15 protein-coding genes are annotated in these 19,728 nt (G+C 35.0%); 7 read left to right on the top strand and 8 right to left on the bottom strand.

The features are described from left to right. The first annotated feature begins 281 nt into the window (after positions 1 to 281). Entirely contained in the window at positions 282 to 1,856 is a 1,575-nt protein-coding gene (locus BMY39_RS12865) for a helix-turn-helix transcriptional regulator (protein WP_143064778.1), read from the top strand. Between the two features lie 289 nt (positions 1,857 to 2,145). Here BMY39_RS12865 and BMY39_RS12860 read toward each other — a convergent pair whose 3' ends face one another. Genes BMY39_RS12860 through BMY39_RS12845 form a run of 4 tightly spaced genes read right to left on the bottom strand, consistent with a single transcriptional unit; the run spans position 2,146 to position 6,243 of the window. Beyond that, complete coding sequence (locus tag BMY39_RS12860; protein WP_092580330.1) at positions 2,146 to 3,696, bottom strand: acyl-CoA carboxylase subunit beta; 1,551 nt, start codon at positions 3,694 to 3,696, stop codon at positions 2,146 to 2,148. A gap of 5 nt (positions 3,697 to 3,701) precedes the next feature. Next, entirely contained in the window at positions 3,702 to 5,144 is a 1,443-nt protein-coding gene (gene accC, locus BMY39_RS12855) for an acetyl-CoA carboxylase biotin carboxylase subunit (protein WP_092580327.1), read from the bottom strand. A 2-nt stretch (positions 5,145 to 5,146) separates the two neighbouring features. After that, positions 5,147 to 5,632, bottom strand: coding sequence for an acyl-CoA carboxylase biotin carboxyl carrier protein subunit (locus tag BMY39_RS12850; RefSeq protein ID WP_092580325.1), 486 nt, complete (start codon positions 5,630 to 5,632; stop codon positions 5,147 to 5,149). A 59-nt stretch (positions 5,633 to 5,691) separates the two neighbouring features. After that, complete coding sequence (locus BMY39_RS12845; protein ID WP_092580323.1) at positions 5,692 to 6,243, bottom strand: NUDIX hydrolase; 552 nt, start codon at positions 6,241 to 6,243, stop codon at positions 5,692 to 5,694. Positions 6,244 to 6,382: 139 nt separating this feature from the next. Between BMY39_RS12845 and pyrR the strand changes: the two genes are divergently transcribed. From pyrR to BMY39_RS12815, 6 genes are all read left to right on the top strand, one after another. Further along, a complete protein-coding gene (gene pyrR / locus BMY39_RS12840; RefSeq protein WP_092580321.1) occupies positions 6,383 to 6,922 on the top strand; it encodes a bifunctional pyr operon transcriptional regulator/uracil phosphoribosyltransferase PyrR in 540 nt (179 codons plus the stop codon). A 6-nt stretch (positions 6,923 to 6,928) separates the two neighbouring features. After that, positions 6,929 to 7,858 carry an aspartate carbamoyltransferase catalytic subunit gene (locus BMY39_RS12835; protein ID WP_092580319.1) on the top strand — a complete coding sequence of 310 codons (930 nt, stop codon included), beginning with the start codon at positions 6,929 to 6,931 and terminating at the stop codon, positions 7,856 to 7,858. Between the two features lie 3 nt (positions 7,859 to 7,861). Continuing rightward, positions 7,862 to 8,194: a ribonuclease Z gene (locus tag BMY39_RS12830; RefSeq protein ID WP_092580317.1), complete on the top strand. Its 333-nt coding sequence runs from the start codon at positions 7,862 to 7,864 to the stop codon at positions 8,192 to 8,194. Between the two features lie 90 nt (positions 8,195 to 8,284). Next, entirely contained in the window at positions 8,285 to 9,193 is a 909-nt protein-coding gene (locus tag BMY39_RS12825) for a ribonuclease Z (protein ID WP_092580315.1), read from the top strand. A gap of 58 nt (positions 9,194 to 9,251) precedes the next feature. After that, a complete protein-coding gene (gene pdxH, locus BMY39_RS12820; RefSeq protein WP_092580313.1) occupies positions 9,252 to 9,899 on the top strand; it encodes a pyridoxamine 5'-phosphate oxidase in 648 nt (215 codons plus the stop codon). Between the two features lie 167 nt (positions 9,900 to 10,066). Next, positions 10,067 to 10,561, top strand: coding sequence for a CAP domain-containing protein (locus BMY39_RS12815; protein WP_092580311.1), 495 nt, complete (start codon positions 10,067 to 10,069; stop codon positions 10,559 to 10,561). Positions 10,562 to 11,009: 448 nt separating this feature from the next. Here BMY39_RS12815 and BMY39_RS12810 read toward each other — a convergent pair whose 3' ends face one another. From BMY39_RS12810 to BMY39_RS12795, 4 genes are all read right to left on the bottom strand, one after another. Further along, a complete protein-coding gene (locus BMY39_RS12810; RefSeq protein ID WP_092580309.1) occupies positions 11,010 to 12,971 on the bottom strand; it encodes an OmpA family protein in 1,962 nt (653 codons plus the stop codon). Positions 12,972 to 13,034: 63 nt separating this feature from the next. Beyond that, complete coding sequence (locus BMY39_RS12805; RefSeq protein WP_092580307.1) at positions 13,035 to 14,957, bottom strand: OmpA family protein; 1,923 nt, start codon at positions 14,955 to 14,957, stop codon at positions 13,035 to 13,037. Positions 14,958 to 14,975: 18 nt separating this feature from the next. Then, positions 14,976 to 15,896 carry a PorP/SprF family type IX secretion system membrane protein gene (locus tag BMY39_RS12800; protein ID WP_092580305.1) on the bottom strand — a complete coding sequence of 307 codons (921 nt, stop codon included), beginning with the start codon at positions 15,894 to 15,896 and terminating at the stop codon, positions 14,976 to 14,978. 10 nt (positions 15,897 to 15,906) lie between these two features. Further along, a partial coding sequence (locus BMY39_RS12795; RefSeq protein ID WP_092580303.1) for an HYR-like domain-containing protein occupies positions 15,907 to 19,728 on the bottom strand: 3,822 nt, incomplete at its 5' end.

The raw sequence follows: 19,728 nt of genomic DNA, 5'->3' as shown, positions 1-19,728 counted from the left end.
AATATAATATCATTATTATTAAATTTGATTAACTCAGTACTAGTGTAAATTTTTACTTCAGTATAAATCTAATTTTGAGATGAAAGAACCTAATAACGGATATAATACTACAAATACTGCTATATCTATTCTATTTAATCTGTAAGTGGTTATCATTTAGTTTTATGATTAATATTGCTTTGTCAAGATTTTGTTATTTTTGTTTATTAGCATATTAACAATAGCCTTTAAGTTTGGCACTTTATAATAGTTTTTTTTCTCTCAAAACAATAGCGGTATTTTTGGCTTTCTCTCTCTATAACTTGTCTTGTAGTGGTCAGCAGAGTACAGAAGATTATTTCCGTTTTTTAGACTCTGCCGATACTTATGTTGATATCGACACAAGGAAAACCAAAAAGTTTTTAGACAGTATTCCAAAACCAATACATCAACATATCGCAGGTAGGGTTGCCGAGTATTATTCTATAAAAGCCCTTATACATGATGAGTACAATCGGCAAGCAAAATTCTATCAATCAAATATTTTGGCTTTACGATATGCTATTGAGGAAGAAAATTATTGTATTGCGGGACAAGCGAGTCTAGATTTGCATACCGATAAGTTTGTAGTTGCAGATGATTCTAACGATACAAAATATTTAGATCAGGCTAGAGAATACTTAATAAAATGCGAAGATAAATATGCAATTCTACAAATAGATGAAATGCTTTCTTATTACAAGTCTCTCGATGGTAAATTTAAGGAAAGCAACACAATTATACTGAATAATTTAAGCCACTACCGAAGTATTAAAGATGAAGAAGGTTATTATTACATGTTTGCGAATTATATGTTGGCATCAAATTACTTACAGCTTAATAACCTAAAAAATGCTTATAGATATTTTAATGAGCTAAAAAGGCTTAAACAAAATAAAACAATATTGCCTTATAACCATAGATCTTTTATGGCCTCTATGTATTTGTTTTTTGCTGAATTTCATTTTGATCAAAAACAACTAGACTCAACATTTCATTATTTAAAGAATGCATCACAACACACTAAGTTTATGGCAGTAGATGCTCTTAAAGACTATTATAAGCTTTCTGCTGATTCCCATAAACAACTTAATAATATTGAAGCTTCTAAAAAGTTTATAGATTCTTTAGCGGTATTTCAAGATGAACTTTTTCACAACAATATTAATGCAAGTTATGATATAAATAACGTTCTTTTAGAATCTGAATTAGAGATAGTTAATCAAAAAAAAGAAAAATCATCAATGCAGAAGTTTTTATTTTTGCTGTTAGGTTTAGTCATGCTATTAAGTTTAGTTTATGTGTTTTTTTACAGAAAGCATAAAATGAAGCTTAAAACGGCAAAATGTGAAGCGAAAGATCTAAACTATATAAAGACGAATAATGAACAACTTGCAGTAAAAGTACATGGTTTAGAGGCATACATTAAAAACTTGAAAAAGGAAGTAAAGGAAATATCTTCTGAAAAGTGTTTGGAAAAACAGAAGCTTAAAATTAAGGAATTATATACAACCTTGCATATTAATTCGTCAACTATCTTAGATAAGAGTGAAAGCCATTTAGAATTAATAAATGATTTAAATATTGATTTTTTTAAAAAAATCGATGTGCTTTATCCGCAATTGAATAAATCAGAAATTATTATTTGTTATTATATACTGATAGGGTTTACCAATAAGGAAATCTCGATATTTTTAAATACTTCTGTTAGAGCTGTAGAAAGTAGACGATACAGAATATCAAAAAAAATAGATTTTGATAAAAGCAACTTCACGCTTGTAGAACATTTGGAGAAAACATTTAAAGACGCGCTTCACAATACAATACTATCTCATTAAATACCGTATTTTTTAGTTTGCGTACTTAATGCGTAGTTATAAAATATGATGAATTGCTTTGATTTTTTGATATTTGCGTAATGCTATTATCAATTTAAATAGTAGTAGTTCTTTGCTGTTTTCTATTAGGGTTAGTTAAAACACCATTTAATATACCAAGGTTGGTTGGCTATTAATCGTTTTAATTAAAAAAAGTAAAGCTATTACGCATGTTTAAACTTTTCATCAAAGAAAAGTTTGTTGATTACAACTGAAAAAAGGAGCTTTTTTAAAGGCTCCTTTTCTGTATTTAAAGTGGTATGTTACCATGTTTCCTCTTAGGGAGATTTACGTCTTTGTTTTCTAAGCTAGCAAAGGCTTTGAGTAATTTTCTGCGTGTATTTTTAGGAAGTATTACTTCATCAATAAAACCCCGTTTGGCCGCACGATACGGATTGGCAAATTTGGCTGCATATTCTGCTTCCTTTTCAGCTAGTTTCTCCTCAGGGTTTTCGGCAGCCATTATTTCTCGTCTAAAGATAATTTCACTTGCACCCTTAGCGCCCATTACCGCAATTTCTGCTCCAGGCCATGCAAAATTGAAATCTGCACCTATATGCTTAGAGTTCATTACGTCGTACGCACCTCCATATGCTTTTCTGGTAATTACGGTTACTCTAGGCACAGTTGCTTCACTAAGTGCGTATAAAAGTTTTGCTCCATGAACAATTATACCATTCCACTCTTGGTCTGTGCCCGGTAAAAAACCAGGAACATCAACAAGTACTAAAAGTGGGATATTAAAGCAATCGCAAAAACGCACAAAACGTGCAGCTTTTTTGGAGCTACGAACACCTAATACGCCAGCAAATGCCATAGGTTGATTAGCAACTATGCCAACACTTCTACCGCCTAATCTTGCAAACCCTACAATAATATTTTCGGCGTACTCTTTGTGAATCTCATAAAAAGAATCTGTATCAATTATTCCAGAAATAACCTCATGCATATCATAAGGCTTGTTAGGGTTGTCTGGAACTATATTAGACAGTACGTCTCTAACTTCATCTTTAAGAGTGTAATCTAATAATTTTGGTGTTTCAGTATTGTTTTGAGGTATATATTGTATCAGTTTTTTGATGTCCTCTAAACACTCCACATCATTGGCAGATGTTTTATGAGCCACACCCGACTTTGTTGCATGTGTTTGAGCGCCACCAAGTTCTTCGCTAGTAACCTCTTCGTTAGTTACTGTCTTTACAACATTGGGTCCTGTAACAAACATATAGCTGGTTTGCTCAACCATAATTATAAAATCTGTCATAGCGGGTGAATATACTGCACCACCAGCACAAGGCCCCATAACGGCAGAGATTTGAGGAATCACACCCGAGGCTTGTACATTTCTAAAGAAAATATCGGCATATCCACCAAGTGAGCGAACTCCTTCCTGAATTCTTGCGCCGCCAGAATCGTTAAGTCCAATAATAGGCACGCCAACTTTAACGGCCATATCCATAACCTTACATATTTTTTCGGCATGCGTTTCTGATAAAGAACCACCAAATACCGTGAAATCTTGGGCGTAAACATATACAAGCCTTCCATGGATAGTGCCATATCCAGTAACAACGCCATCACCATATATTATTTGGTTTTCCATACCAAAATCAGTACTCCTATGGGTAACTAAAGCTCCAATTTCCTCAAAAGAACCTTCGTCTAATAAATAGTCAATACGTTCTCTGGCCGTTAATTTTTTGTTCTTATGTTGCTTATCAATACGTTTTTGACCACCTCCTAATTTAGAAAGTGCAATACGCTCTTTGAGCTTATTTATTTTTTCTTGTTTTGAATCCATAATAATTAATTGACGGGTAGGCGAAGTGTTTTTTGGTCTTCTAGATATTGATTTACGGCTACTAATGCCGCAATTTTAGCTTCGGCTTCTGTGTTCTTCTGTAATACTTCTGGTGAATAATATTTTTTTACAAAATGCGTATCGAAGTTTCCAGATGTAAAGGCCTCGTGTTCACAAACGTACTTACCAAAAGGTAATGTAGTTTCTACACCTTCAACTTTGTAATTTGTAATAGCTTGTTTCATAAGCATAATAGCTTCTTCACGTGTTTTACCATAGGTGATTAGTTTTGATAGCATAGGGTCGTAGTAAATAGGAATATCCATATCTTCTTCATACCCATTATCAACTCTTATGCCTTGCCCTGATGGAAGTCGATACACGTCTAGATGGCCAACACTAGGTAAAAAGTCGTTTAAAGGATCTTCAGCATAAACTCGCAACTCAAGTGCATGTCCATTTATTTTTAAATCCTCTTGCGCTATATCTAATTTTTCGCCTCGAGCTACTTTAATTTGAAGTTCAACCAGGTCAACTCCTGATATAATTTCTGATACGGGATGTTCCACCTGTAAGCGTGTGTTCATTTCTAAGAAATAGAAATTATGGTCTGCATCTAATAGAAACTCTACGGTACCGGCTCCTAAATAATCGCACGATTTCGCAACTTTTATCGCCGCTTGCCCCATTTCCTCTCTTAACTCTGGTGTTAATACGGATGATGGCGCTTCTTCAACTACCTTTTGATGGCGACGTTGAATGCTGCATTCTCGCTCAAAAAAATGAAGTATTTTACCGTGGCTATCTGCCATTACTTGAATTTCTATATGCCGTGGTGAACTCACATACTTTTCAATAAAAACAGAGCCATCACCAAAGGCTGAGGTTGCTTCGCTTATAGCGCGTTTCATTTGAGATTCTAAATCTTTTTCTTTCTCAACAATACGCATGCCTTTACCGCCACCGCCTGCAGATGCTTTTATCAAAATAGGAAAACCTATTTGTTTTGCTATACTTTTTGCCTTTTCAACATCTGTAATAGCTTCGTCTATACCTGGAACCATTGGTATATTATAGGTTTTAACGGCTTCTTTTGCGGCCAGTTTGCTTCCCATAATTTTTATAGCCTTAGAACGAGGACCAATAAAAACAATGTCGTTTTTTTCGCAAAGTTCAGCGAAATCCGCATTCTCGCTTAAAAAACCATATCCAGGATGAATGCCATCAACATTTAGTTGTTTGGCAACTTCAATAATTTTATCACCTTTTAAATAAGATTGATTTGAAGGTGCTTCACCAATGCATACAGCTTTATCGGCAAATTTTACATGGGGTGCATTTCTGTCAACCGTAGAAAATACGGCAACAGTTTTTATACCCATTTTTTTAGCGGTTGTCATTACCCTTATGGCAATTTCACCCCTATTGGCTACAAGAATTTTTTTCATATCTACTCAAATTCTATTATCAATTGGTTTTTTTCCACGGCATCTCCCTTGTTAGAATGTACGGCCTTTATGATACCGTCGATAGGAGAGGTAATGCTGTTTTCCATTTTCATGGCTTCAAGAATAAGTAATGGATCATTTTCCTTTACTTCTTGACCAACCACAACACTAATGTCTAGAATTAGCCCGGGCATTGGAGCTATTATTGAAGAAATAGCCTTTTTTGATCCTAAAGTGAAGCCCATATCTTTTACAAGAATATCTAAATCATTAGAGATAGAAACTTTGTAAACCGTATTGTTTACAGATACTTCATATTCTTTTGTTGTAAAATTAGAGGCTACTACTTTGGTGTGGAAAGATTTGTTGTTTTGTAGTAGGTGATATTTTGAGTTTGAAACTTGAGTGATATCTAAATTAGAGATGTCGTTTTTGCAAATATCGAAATCAAAACGATCATCTACTTTCACTTTTAAATGGCTACTCATAATGTATCTTTCTTTCTGTAAAGATACGCAAGATTTAGCTTTTAAACTAGCGTAAAACGCTATAGTGCCTCACTTTTTATTTTTTTAAAAACAGTTTGATAATACGCTTTGTTTGAAGGTACAAAATGATTGTTTTTACCAATATTTTTTATGAGATTTTTAAACGCGGTAAAAGTTACGAGCTTAACCGATTCCACTTCGCTTTCCTGTAAGCTTAACTTAGTTAAAGGCGTTTTAAGTTCCGCGATATATGTATTATGAAATTCGTTATCTATTAAACCATTTGGGTATGTTTGGAAACATTTAAAAACTCCAATCAGTTTTAAATCCTTTTCTATCAGCTTTAAACCAATTTCCTCCTGGGTTTCTCTTATTGCAGCTTGTTTGGGTGTTTCGCCTGCGTCAATATGTCCTGCAACAGAAACATCCCAAAGTAAAGGGCAAATGGCTTTTTTGGAGGACCGCTGCGCCAAAAGAATTTCCTTGTTCTTTGTGTAGAGCCATATATGCGCAGTATGGTGGTATAGTCCTTGTTTATGAATTATTGACTTTAATTCTTTTTCACCGGTTAATTTGCCGTCTTTTGTAGCAACATCTATATATTCGTCCACTTGTATTGTGCTTCATTTTGAATTATTACAAAATTAGTATAAAATAAGGTTTAACTATTAAACTTTATAAAATGAATTTAAAACAATGCATTTTAATTTTTTGCATTACATTTGTATTCCAGATACGTTTGGGTAATATATGAGTCAAAAAGTTTTACTTAACGCAAAAGAGGTAAACATCATTCTTCATCGATTGGCTTGTCAACTTATCGAAAAACACAACGATTTTTCTAATACAGTACTTATAGGCTTACAACCTCGCGGGGTTTTTTTAGCAAATAGAATCGCAAAGATTCTCAAAGAAGAGTATAATGTTGAAAATATAAAACTTGGCTATTTAGATATTACGTTTTATCGTGATGATTTTAGAAGAAGCGATAAACCCTTAGAAGCCAATACTACTAAAATTGATTTTTTGGTTGAGGATAAAAATATTGTATTTATTGATGATGTACTTTATACCGGTAGGAGCATAAGGGCTGCCCTAACAGCGGTACAATCTTTTGGAAGACCAAACGAGATAGAATTACTGACGTTAATTGATAGACGTTTTAGTAGGCATTTACCAATTCAGCCAGATTATAGAGGGAGACAGGTAGATGTAATAAATACCGAAAAGGTAAAAGTAAACTGGAAGGAGCATGATAAGGAAGACTCAGTTTATTTAATTGATAAATAAAAAATAATGAGCGAATTAAGTGTAAATCACTTACTGGGAATTAAATATCTTAATAAGAAGGATATTCAACTTATTTTTGAAACTGCCGACCATTTTAAAGAGGTGATTAACAGGCCTATTAAAAAAGTACCTTCTCTAAGAGATATTACCATTGCCAATTTATTTTTTGAAAACTCTACAAGAACAAAGCTTTCGTTTGAATTAGCAGAAAAGCGTCTCTCTGCCGATGTAATTAATTTTTCATCAGGTCAATCCTCCGTTAAAAAAGGAGAAACCTTAATAGATACCGTAAATAATATCCTTTCAATGAAAGTTGATATGGTAGTAATGCGCCACCCAAACCCAGGAGCAGGAGTATTTCTATCAAAGCATGTAAATGCAAGTATTGTAAATGCAGGCGATGGGGCGCACGAGCATCCTACACAAGCACTGTTGGATTCCTACTCTATCAGAGAAAAACTAGGTGAAGTAAAAGGTAAAAAAGTAGTAATTGTTGGAGATATTCTGCACAGTAGAGTAGCGCTTTCCAATATTTTTGCGCTTCAATTACAAGGTGCTCAAGTGATGGTTTGTGGACCAAAAACCTTAATTCCAAAGTATATAGACAAGCTTGGAGTAAAGGTTGAAAACAACCTAATTAAAGCATTGAATTGGTGTGATGTAGCTAATATGCTACGTGTGCAAAATGAGCGAATGGATATTAGTTATTTTCCATCTACCAGAGAATATACGCAACAGTTTGGTGTGAATAAAGATTTACTGAATTCATTAAATAAAGAAATAACCATAATGCACCCAGGACCTATAAATCGCGGTGTAGAAATAACCAGTGATGTGGCCGATTCTAAACAAGCCATTATTTTAGACCAAGTACAAAATGGTGTGGCAATTAGAATGGCTGTAATTTATTTATTAGCTTCGAAAATAAAACAGTAATTTATGATTATTGATAAAAGTGGAAACACTACAATTATAACCCAAGAAAAATTTACGGTTATTGAGCTTGTAAAAAAAATACAGGTGCTTTATCCTAAGTTTAAAGGTGACAACCTCATGGTTGTTTTAACTTCTTTGGAAAAAATTAGTGCTGATGAAGTAGTGGAATTTCTTCAACTTTCTAATATTCACAGAAAGGATAAACATTCTTTTATTATAGTTTCTGATAAAGTAAATTTAGATGAAATTCCAGAAGCACTAGTAGTAGTGCCTACCCAGCAAGAAGCTTTTGATATTATTGAGATGGAAGAAATGGAACGTGATTTAGGGTTTTAATGGAAGTAGATTTTAAATCAGTTCGTTCGTTATTAAATTTCACTCAATTCAATACATTCATCTGCTCAAAATTAAACTACAACATTATACATGAAATTGACCATTTTAGGGTGTTTTAGCGCTACTCCAAGGACTTTAGGTAATACTACTTCGCAAATACTAGAAATTGGCAACCACATGTTCTTGATAGATTGTGGAGAAGGCACACAGGTTCAACTACGACGACATAAGGTAAAATTTAGCCGCATTAAGCATATCTTTATTTCCCACCTCCATGGCGACCATTTTTTCGGCTTAGTCGGTCTTATATCAACATTTCGATTACTTACCCGTGAGGCCGATTTGCATATTTATGGACCAAAAGGCATTAAGGAAGTAGTAACGCTTCAAATGAAATTAGCCGATTCGTGGACAAATTATAAGCTTTACTTTCATGAACTTACATCAACAGAGTCTGAATTAATTTTTGAAGATGATGATGTTGAAGTGCATACAATTCCGTTGGATCATCGCATATATACCAATGGGTATATGTTTAAGGAAAAAACAGGTGATAGAAAACTTAACATAGATGCTGCGGAAGAAGCAAATATAGATGTTGCTTATTACAGAAAATTAAAACAGGGGTTTGATATAAAAAATGAGGATGGTATTTTAATAAATAATGAAACGGTAACATTTCCTCCAGAAAGGCCAAAAAGTTATGCCTTTTGTAGCGATACCGCATATAAAAAGGATATTGCACCGCTTATAAAAAATGTAGATGTCTTGTATCATGAATCTACGTTTTTAGATGCTCATGCGCATCTAGCACCAAAAACAAAACATTCTACAGCTAAAGAAGCTGCAAGTATAGCCAAACTTGCAAATGTGGGCACATTAATTCTTGGACATTATTCTTCTCGGTATCCAGATCTAGAAGCTTTTCGAAAAGAGGCAAAAACCGTTTTTAAAGAGGTTGAGCTCGCTGAAGACGGAAAGGTCTTTAATTTTTATTAATAGTTCTAGAAAAACTATTTATTATATATAAAGACTAATTTTTCATTAATTTCGTTATATGGAAAACGATTTAAGCAATTATAGAAAATCTTATAACAAAGGAGAACTGCTATTAAAGGAAGCTCCCGAAAACCCACTAGAACTGTTTCAAAAATGGTTTTTTGAAGTGGATAAGTTTTTTTCTGAAGATGAGAATAATGCCATGACCATTTCTACAATTGGATTAGATGGTTATCCAAAAAATAGGATAGTGTTGCTTAAAAAATTCACGTACGAAGGCTTTATTTTTTATACTAATTATAATAGTGAAAAAGGAAAGGCAATAGCACAAAACCCAAACGTATGTTTATCCTTTTTTTGGCATGGTGCCGAAAGACAAGTTATAGTGAAAGGAAAGGCTGAAAAAATTGTACCGAATTTAAGTGATGGCTATTTTGAATCTAGACCTAAAGGGAGCCAATTAGGTGCGCTAGTTTCTAACCAAAGTGAAATAATTCCCAATAGAGATTTTCTAGAACAAAAACTAAAGGCTTTAGAAGCTGAATATGAAGGTAAAGACGTGGAAAGACCAGATTATTGGGGTGGTTATATAGTAAAACCAGTTGAATTAGAATTTTGGCAGGGGAGACCAAATAGGTTACATGATAGAATCAGGTATAAATTACAAGAAGACTATAGTTGGTTGATTCATCGATTATCTCCATAATTAATACGATTAAATACATATTTACTTACCTTTAACATGTGTTTCGTCGATTAAAAACACTATTATTCGATGAAATACATGTTTTTAGTCGATTTTAACATTTCCTTAACTTAAATAGCATGGTTTTGAAAGTAGATTTATAGTCCCAAATCTAAATTTACCTAACCATGAAGTTACTAACCAAATTGTCTTTTTTGGTAATTATTACCGTACTTTCATTTTCTTGTTCTCCTGAATCTTTAGACGACAAAGCCGACGCTTTGATAGAAAATATAGAAGCTCCAACGCCAAAGTCTATTGAATTAGAGATACTGGAGCTCATTAATAACCATAGGTTGTCTAAAGGAATGAATCCTTTAAAGAGTATGACCATAATTAAAACTACAGCATTTACTCACACCGATTATATGGTAGATACGCAAACAGTATCTCATGCTAACTTTTTTACAAGAAGTAATTATTTAAAAAGTAACGCTGGAGCTAAAAGTGTATCTGAGAATGTTGCTTATGGATTTTCATCTGCAAAATCAGTAGTAGATGCATGGATGCGAAGTGAATCCCACAAAAAGAATATAGAAGGTGATTTTACCGATTTTGAAGTTTCTGCTGAGAAAGATTCAGATGATAAATGGTACTTCACCAATATTTTTATAAAGAAGTAATTTGTCTTTTAGACAATAAACGAGTAGCCTTTTGATAATAACTGATTGGTAGCTATAATTGAATGTTTTAATATTTAATTTGAATTAGTTAGTAAGGTTATGTTGATAACTTAATTGTTATTAAATTTAGCTTTAGGTATAAGCCCTTCTAGGAATAGGAGGGTTTTTTATGTTAAAATTTATTGATATAATGCGAATTGTAATATGGTTTGAAAATATAATTTATGGATGTGATTGAAAAAAATAACACCTTATTGGTCTACTACTTCGAGATTAAGCATAACAGCTGCTTCTCTTGATCAAACTGCAAAACGATTTTAAATATTTACCATATTTCTTTTAATCGTAATTAATTGGAGCTAAAGTCGCATCACAAAAAACAAAAACCATCATAAGGCATAACCTATTGATGGTTTTTTTAATACTATTAAACTAAGTTTTCTTTAAATTATTTCACTTTAATCACTATAAAATTAGTGCGTCTGTTAAGGCGATGTTGCGCTTCTGTACAGCGTATTGTGCCGTCACAGCCATTAGTTAGTCTTTCTTCACCATAGCCTTTATATTCAATAATTCTAGATGGGTTTACACCTTCTTTTACCAAATAATTATATGTGGCATTAGCTCTTCTAGTCGACAAGGTATGATTGTAAGCTGCAGGCCCCCTAGAATCAGTATGTGATTCAATTTTAATTGTCATTTCAGGATATTTATTCATCATTAAATCAACTATTCTAGCTAGTTCGTCAGAATCCTCATCTCTAATTTTAGCACTATCAAAGTCAAAATATATGGGTTCAATATCTTCTATTATCACCTCTGGTTCTTTTTCTTTTTCTTTTTCTTCTCCAATATCTTTAACTTGTTTTTGTATTGGGCTAATTTCAAAATTAGCTGTTATTGTTTTTATCGTGTTATCCAGTCCTTTTGTAGATACCGAGGCTTTATACTCTGGGTAATCCGTTTTAGTAACATTTACTAAAAAATCTGCATCTCTGTCTAGGTTAATGCTATATTCTCCATTTTCATCAGTTTCAACATATGCTATTTTTTCACCATCAATATCTGATAATGTAACTATTGCATTTTCAACTGGAGAATTTCCGATAGAATCTATAACGGTACCTTCTAATTTTAAACGTGGAATTCGGTTAAACGCGTATATGTCGTCATCTCCCATACCTCCATCTCTATTTGAAGCCATATATCCAGTTATACCATCATTATTCATAAAGAATGAAAAATCATCTTTACTGGAGTTCATAGGAACGCCTAGGTTTACTACATCAGTTAATATATTATTTTCATCGTAAACTGTGGCAAAAATATCAAGGAGTCCTAATCCTAAATGGCCATCAGAAGAAAAGAATAAAACATCTTCAGTATTAATAAAAGGGAATAGCTCATTTCGTTTTGTATTGATAATATTTCCAGCATTTTTGGGCGTGCTATAGGCATTATTTTTATTAATATCTACATAGTATATGTCCGAGCCTCCAAAGCCACCAGGCATATCTGAAGCGAAGTACAGTTTTGTTTCGTCCTTGTTTAAAGTAGGGTGGCCAACGGAGTAATCATCATCATTAAACGGTAATTCTTCAATGTTTGTCCATTCATCACCAACCAGAGACGCCTTGTAAATTTTAAGATTACTAATACCATTTTTATCTTTTCCTAGCCTTTTATCATTAAAATTATTCCTAGAAAAGTACATGGTTTTGCCATCTTTAGTTATAGTTACCGGCCCATCATGATACAGGGAATTTACATCACCTTTTAATTTTGATTTACTATGTACAATGGTGTCGGCATTTTTTTCAGTAACATAAACATCTAGAAACGGTTGTTCATTCCATGCATATAAGTGTTTTGTTAAAACTCCTTTATCTGCAGACGACGTAAAATAAATTTTACCATCTTGCTCAAATGCTCCAAAATCACTTAAGTCAGAATTGATTTTTACATCTTTAAGAAAGTATTGATGCCTTGCATTAAATACGGCAGTTATAAAGTCTGGGTCTCTTGTAATTTTATTTTTATCAATTACGCCACCGGCCTCCTTAAATTTTTTCAACCATATTCTTGATGCTTTATAATCTTCAATACCTCTTAAGGCTTGTGCGTATTTGTAATAATACTCAGTAGGTACATTTTCTTGTGCAACAGCATTTTTATAATATACGATAGCCTGTTTAGGATTGCGCATGTATGCATAACAATCACCCAGTTGCCTTGTCGCATAATCGGCATTATAATCTTTTTCTATTAATTTCTTGTAGGCTTGTGCGGCATCTACAAAAGCAAATTTATTAAAAAGGCTGTCGGCCCTTTTCTGCAACCCTTGTTGCCCAAAGGCAGCAACGGATAGTAAATAGGTTAAGCAGATTAAAAAGTAGTTTTTTGGTTTCATGGGGTCTTGCTTTAAATAAAACAAATTTTTCAAAGTACTATAGCACCAGTAGTGTCGTGATGCCTATTCCATTTGTACAACTATAAATTGTGTTCTACGGTTAAGTTGGTGTTCTTCATCCTCACATTTTGCACCATCTTCACAACCATTTGTAAGTCGTCTTTCACCAAAACCTTTGTGCTCTGTTATACGACTAGGGTCTACGCCATTAGAAATCAAATAGTCGTAAGTAGCGTTTGCACGATCTATAGATAATCTGTCGTTATAGCTTAATGAACCTCTAGAATCAGTATGCGATTCTATCCTGATTATCATTTCTGGATATTCATTGTTTAATAAGTTGATTATTTTGTCTAGTTCTTTTTTAGCATCTTCTCGAATGTTATGCTTATCAAAATCAAAGTAAATGGTATTTAGTGACAAGTCTGCTAATACTTCTACGTTTTGAACTGGATTCAAAATCAAGTTTGCCACAATTATGGACTCAATGCTAGAAATATTTTTTGAAGTGAATACTCTGTAATCGTCAATGTATTTATCTAAGCTCGCTACAATTTTATAGTCTTTATTTCTATCTATATTGATATTATAGTAACCGTCTTTATCAGTAACCATATATGCTATTTTATTGCCATCTGCGTCAAAAAGGTTTATTTCAGAATTTGGAATAGGTTTAGTATTAATAGCATCAACTACCTGACCTTGAACATTCAATAAAGGTTTGCGGTAATACTCGTAAATATCATCATCACCTCGTCCACCTCGTCTGTTTGAAGAGAAGTAACCGGTTAGACCATCTTCATTCATAGTGAATGAAAAATCATCTTTTTCAGAATTTACGGGAACGCCTAGGTTAACTACATCAGTAATTGTACCAGTCTCATCGGTAACTGTTCCAAAGATATCCAATAAGCCCAAGCCCAAATGTCCGTCAGAAGAGAAAAACAATATTCCTTCATTATTAATAAAAGGTGTGCCTTCAGAGTCTTTCGTGTTTACAACATCACCAACATTTACAGGTTCACCATATGTCCCGTCAGGATTAATATCTACATAATAAATATCTGATCCTCCATAACCACCTGGCATGTCCGAGGAAAAATAAAGTTTGGAATTATCCTTGTTTAAAGCCGGATGTTGCGTTGAATACTCTGCGCTGCTAATAGGTAGTTTTTCAACATTGGTCCAAAGACTATCTACAAATGTAGCTTTATAAATATTGATGTTGCTAATACCTTTTTTATCGTTCTCCTTACCATATTTGTTAGCGGCATTTCTAGAAAAATACATAGTTTTACCATCTTTGGTAATTACAACCGGACCATCATGATAAATTGAGTTAACATCACCCTTTAGTTTTTGGGTATGATCTACACTTCTTTTGCCGCCTTTTTCGGTGACATAAACATCTAAGAACGGTTGTTCATTCCAGCCATATAAACGTTTTACAGATACACCTTCATCTCTTGATGAAGCAAAATATACTTTGCCGTCATGTTCTATAGCACCAAAATCACTGTATTTTGAATTTATTCTTGTGCGTTTTAAAAAGTACTGTTTCTTAGAACTAAACACATGTGCCATAAACATTTGATCTTTCTCAAAATCATTTGTATTTGTTACACCTCCAGAGTCTTTAAATCGTTGCATCCATTCTCTAGACTCTTCGTACTTTTTAATACCTCTCAAGGCTTGAGCGTAACTATAGTAATACTCAATAGGTACATTGTCTTGTTCTACAACGCGCTTATAATATCTAGCAGCAGCAGAAGGGTTTCTTAGATATGCATAGCAATCAGCTAACTGCCTTGTTGCGTAATCTTTATTATAATTATTTTTTATCAGATCCTTGTAAACTTCGGCAGCCTTAACAAAAGAAAACTTATTGAATAAAGTATCGGCTCTTTTTTGTTTACCTGGTTGTGCAAACGCTGCAGATGCCATTACTAATGTAATACAAACTAATATGTAAGTCTTTAATTTCATAATGAATACTTGCAGTTTTTAGAAATATCTTGGTGATTTTAGTTTAGAACTTAAGAATTTGAATTCATATATAAGCAATACCTCATGCGTACCGCTGGTGTATGCTCTGATATCCGAGATAGGTTTTTCATACGAGTATCCCACGCGTAATTGGCGTGATAATTGGATATCTGCAAAACCTCCAAATGCACCAGTATCTTGATTTAATCTGTATGAAGCACCTAGCCAAAACTTTTCATTGAAAAGAAAGTTGCCCGTAAAATCAAACGATAAAGGAGCGCCATTGGTAGCCTTCATTAATGTTGAAGGCTTAAATTTAATAGTTTCACTTATGTCGAAAACTGCACCAGCAATTACATAATAACTCAATCTTTCTAAAGCTTCAAATCCGTCATCCGTATTTCTATCAGTGTTTAAAATTCTAGGGGCGGAAGCACCTAAATAGAATCTATTTGTATGATAGAACAAACCAAGTCCAATATTTGGGGTCCATCTGTCTTGAACACCTCTAATTGAGGGGTCAAAACTCTGTGAGTTTCTAAAATCAGGGTCTAGACTGTAGCTTGTAAAACCGGCCTTAAGACCAAAAGCTAATTTACCAGTGGCCCCAGTAGGAATTGTATACGAGAAATCTCCATATAAATAGGTGAAATTTTCAGGACCCAGATCATCTTCAATAAAAGATAATCCCAAACCTATTCTATCATTTCGTAAAGGTGTATGAATAGAAAGTGTTTGTGTTATTGGTCCACCATCAAAACCAACCCATTGGCTTCTGTGTAATCCAACGATGCTTAAGGCTTCTCTACTACCGGCGTAAGCTGGATTTATAGAAATTGTGTTATACATGTACTGAGTAAATTGAGGTAATTGCTGTGCAATTCCAACAGTACAACTAAATAACGCAAAAGCAATTATATAATGTTTAATAGGTTTCATAGGTTACGTTTTATTTGGTTCCGATGTAGATAGGGCCAGTGAAAGGTGCTAATCCACTATTTTCTAAATTAATAATGTAATAGTATGTTCCGTTAGGTACAGTACCTGCAGATCCTATAGAAGATTTATGAGAATCTCCTTGCCATGATCCTTGGCCTTCACCCAAGGTGTAATTGCTCGATTCATAGATTAAAGCTCCCCAACGGTTAAATATTTTTACGTTGGCTGTAAATCCACATAGGTCAATTCCCATAATGTCAAAGCTATCATTAAAGCCGTCACCATTAGGCGTTAGCGCTTTAGATATAACAACATCTGAGTTACCACAAGGCAGTACGACACAATTTGCATTTATTGCCATATTAACTTCAGTAATATTAATACAACCAGCATCTAACCCTGTGTATTTAAAAATGTAGTTTATAGATTCACTGCCAGGTTTAAAGTCTTCAGATAGTGTAAGGGTAGTAGGGTTAAATAAATTACCATTCAACTCAGCCTCAGTATTGCCTTCAATTAATTCCCAGGTTCCTTCTTTGTTTTCTGAAGTAAGGAATTCATTTAAGTCAATAATACCGTCATCATAACATCTGTCTGGACCGTTTACTTGAGTAATAATTTCATCTAACATTACATTTAATGTTTGCGTATAAGTCTCTTCATTATTACAAGCATCTCTTACTGTCCATGTTCTTACTATTTGATAATCGTTGAAAACGGTATCATCAAATCCATTTACTTCATTGAAAACTACAGTTATATCCGTTGAACAATTGTCTTCAAATTGAATAGTTGGAACATCTGGAATATCAGTACAGCTAACAGTTAAATTCTCTTCTAGCGTCTCTACTGGAGTAGGAGCAGTAGTGTCTTGAACATTAATGGTTTGAGTATAAGATACCGTTAAACCACATTCGTCAGTTGCCGTGTAAGTACGTTCAATAGTATATGTACCATCACAAGCTCCAGGTGTAATTACGTCTTCAGAAGACACTGTAGCAGATCCACAGGTGTCAGATGCTGTAAGACTTTCTGGATCTGGAATTGCATCACACTCTACCGTTATATCGTCGGGTAATCTTTCAACAAATACTGGAGGAGTTGTATCTTCAATAGTGAACGTCGCATCAGTAGAGATAGAATTTCCACATTCGTCCGCAAGCGTAAAGGTTACCGTTTCGGTACCTGTAGCCCCACAAAGGTCGCTAAGTCCGGTACTGTTGGTTGTTACAGTTGCAGTTCCACACGTGTCAGAACCAGAGAATGAAGCCAACCACGCAGCGAAAGCGCCATTTGGATCAGCAGTACCATCACATTCTACTGTCATATCCATAGGAACAACATCCCAGGTAGGATTGGTAGTATCTTCAATGGTAAATGTAGCATCTGTTGAAATAGCGTTACCACATTCATCAGTAAGCGTAAAGGTTACCGTTTCAGCACCTGTAGCACCACAAAGATCACTAAGTCCGGTACTATTGGTTGTTACAGTTGCAGTACCACATGCATCAGAGCCAGAGAATGAAGCCAACCACGCAGCAAAAGCGCCATTTGGATCAGCAGTACCATCACATTCTACTGTCATATCCATAGGAACAACATCCCAAGTAGGATCGGTAGTATCTTCAATGGTAAATGTAGCATCTGTTGAAATAGCGTTACCACATTCATCAGTAAGCGTAAAGGTTACCGTTTCAGCACCTGTAGCACCACAAAGATCACTAAGTCCGGTACTATTGGTTGTTACAGTTGCAGTACCACATGCATCAGAGCCAGAGAATGAAGCCAACCATGTAGCAAAAGCGCCATTTGGATCAGCAGTACCATCACATTCTACAGTAAGATCTGACGGTGTCACATCCCAAGTAGGGTTGGTAGTATCTTCAATAGTAAAGGTTGCATCTTTAGTTATAAAGTTACCACAATCATCAGTAAGTGTAAATGTTACTGTTTCAGAACCTGTTGTACCACATAAATCTGATAATCCAACGCTATTATGGGTAACAGTCGCAATACTACAAGCATCTATTCCTGAGAAGGACATTAGCCAGTTCGCAAAAGCGCCATTAGGGTCTGGGGTGCCATCACACTCTACTGTTACATCCATTGGTTCGTTTGTCCAAGTTGGATTAGTGGTGTCTTGTATTGTAAAGGTTGCATCAGCACTTATGGTATTTCCACATTCGTCAGTTAAGCTAAATGTAACAGTTTCTGATCCATTAGCCCCACATAAATCACTAAGTGTATTGCTATTATTAGTAACAGTAGCCGTACCACAAGTATCGGTTCCTGTAAATGAATTTAACCATGTTGTAAATGCTCCATTAGCATCTGTACTACCGTCACATTCTACAGTAAGGTCTGAAGGCGCATTAACCCACACAGGATCAGTAGTATCTTCAATCGTGAAAGTAGCATCAGCAGAAATAGCGTTACCACATTCATCAGTAAGCGTAAAGGTTACCGTTTCGGTACCTGTAGCGCCACAAAGATCGCTAAGTCCGGTACTGTTAGTTGTTACAGTTGCAGTACCACACGTGTCAGAACCAGAGAATGAAGCCAACCATGCAGCGAAAGCGCCATTTGGATCAGCAGTACCATCACATTCTACTGTCATATCCGTAGGAATAACATCCCAAGTAGGATCGGTAGTATCTTCAATGGTAAAGGTCGCATCTGTTGAAATAGAATTACCACATTCATCAGTAAGCGTAAAGGTTACCGTTTCGGTACCAGTAGCGCCACAAAGATCGCTAAGTCCGGTACTGTTGGTTGTTACAGTTGCAGTACCACATGTATCAGAACCTGAGAATGAAGCCAACCACGCAGCGAAAGCGCCATTTGGATCAGCAGTACCATCACATTCTACAGTAAGATCTGAAGGTGTTACATCCCAAGTAGGATCGGTAGTATCTTCAATAGTGAACGTCGCATCTGTTGAAATAGAATTACCACATTCATCAGTAAGCGTAAAGGTTACCGTTTCGGTACCAGTAGCGCCACAAAGGTCGCTAAGTCCGGTACTGTTGGTTGTTACAGTTGCAGTACCACATGTATCAGAGCCTGAGAATGAAGCCAACCACGCAGCGAAAGCGCCATTTGGATCAGCAGTACCATCACATTCTACCGTCATATCCGTAGGAATAACATCCCAAGTAGGATCGGTAGTATCTTCAATAGTAAAGGTAGCCGTTGTTGAGCTAGAATTACTACAAGCATCAGTAGCTGTAAACGTTACCGTTACGGCACCTGTAGCTCCACAAAGATCGGATAATCCTGTAAAGTCATTTGTCCATGTTACAACAGAACATCTATCTGTTGCTACAGCACCTCCATTTGAAGTTAACCAATTATTAAGATCGGTGATGTTACCTGAACCATCACATTCCACAGTTTCGTTAACTGCTGGTGTATCAATTGATGGAGCAACTGTATCTTTAATAAAATAGGTGGCTGTAGTTGAGGATTGGTTGCCGCATTCATCAGTTGCTGTAAAAGTCACTGTAACACCTTTTATACATTTTATATTATCGTCGTTACCATAGTCATTTGTCCATGTTACACTACTACAATTGTCCGTTGCCGTTGCGCCAGCATTACTATTTAACCAAGCGTTTAATCGTTTTTCAGTATCACCTAAACCACATTCTATATCTATATCTGCAGTATTGGTATTGTCAATAACAGGATCAGTAGTATCTTCAATCGTGAAGGTAGCATCAGCAGAAATAGCGTTCCCACATTCATCAGTAAGCGTAAAGGTTACCGTTTCGGTACCAGTAGCGCCACAAAGATCGCTAAGTCCGGTACTGTTGGTTGTTACAGTTGCAGT

Source organism: Hyunsoonleella jejuensis, from assembly GCF_900111025.1.
In the GTDB taxonomy this organism is placed as follows: Bacteria; Bacteroidota; Bacteroidia; order Flavobacteriales; family Flavobacteriaceae; genus Jejuia; species Jejuia jejuensis.
This window is presented reverse-complemented; position numbering and strand designations above follow the sequence as displayed.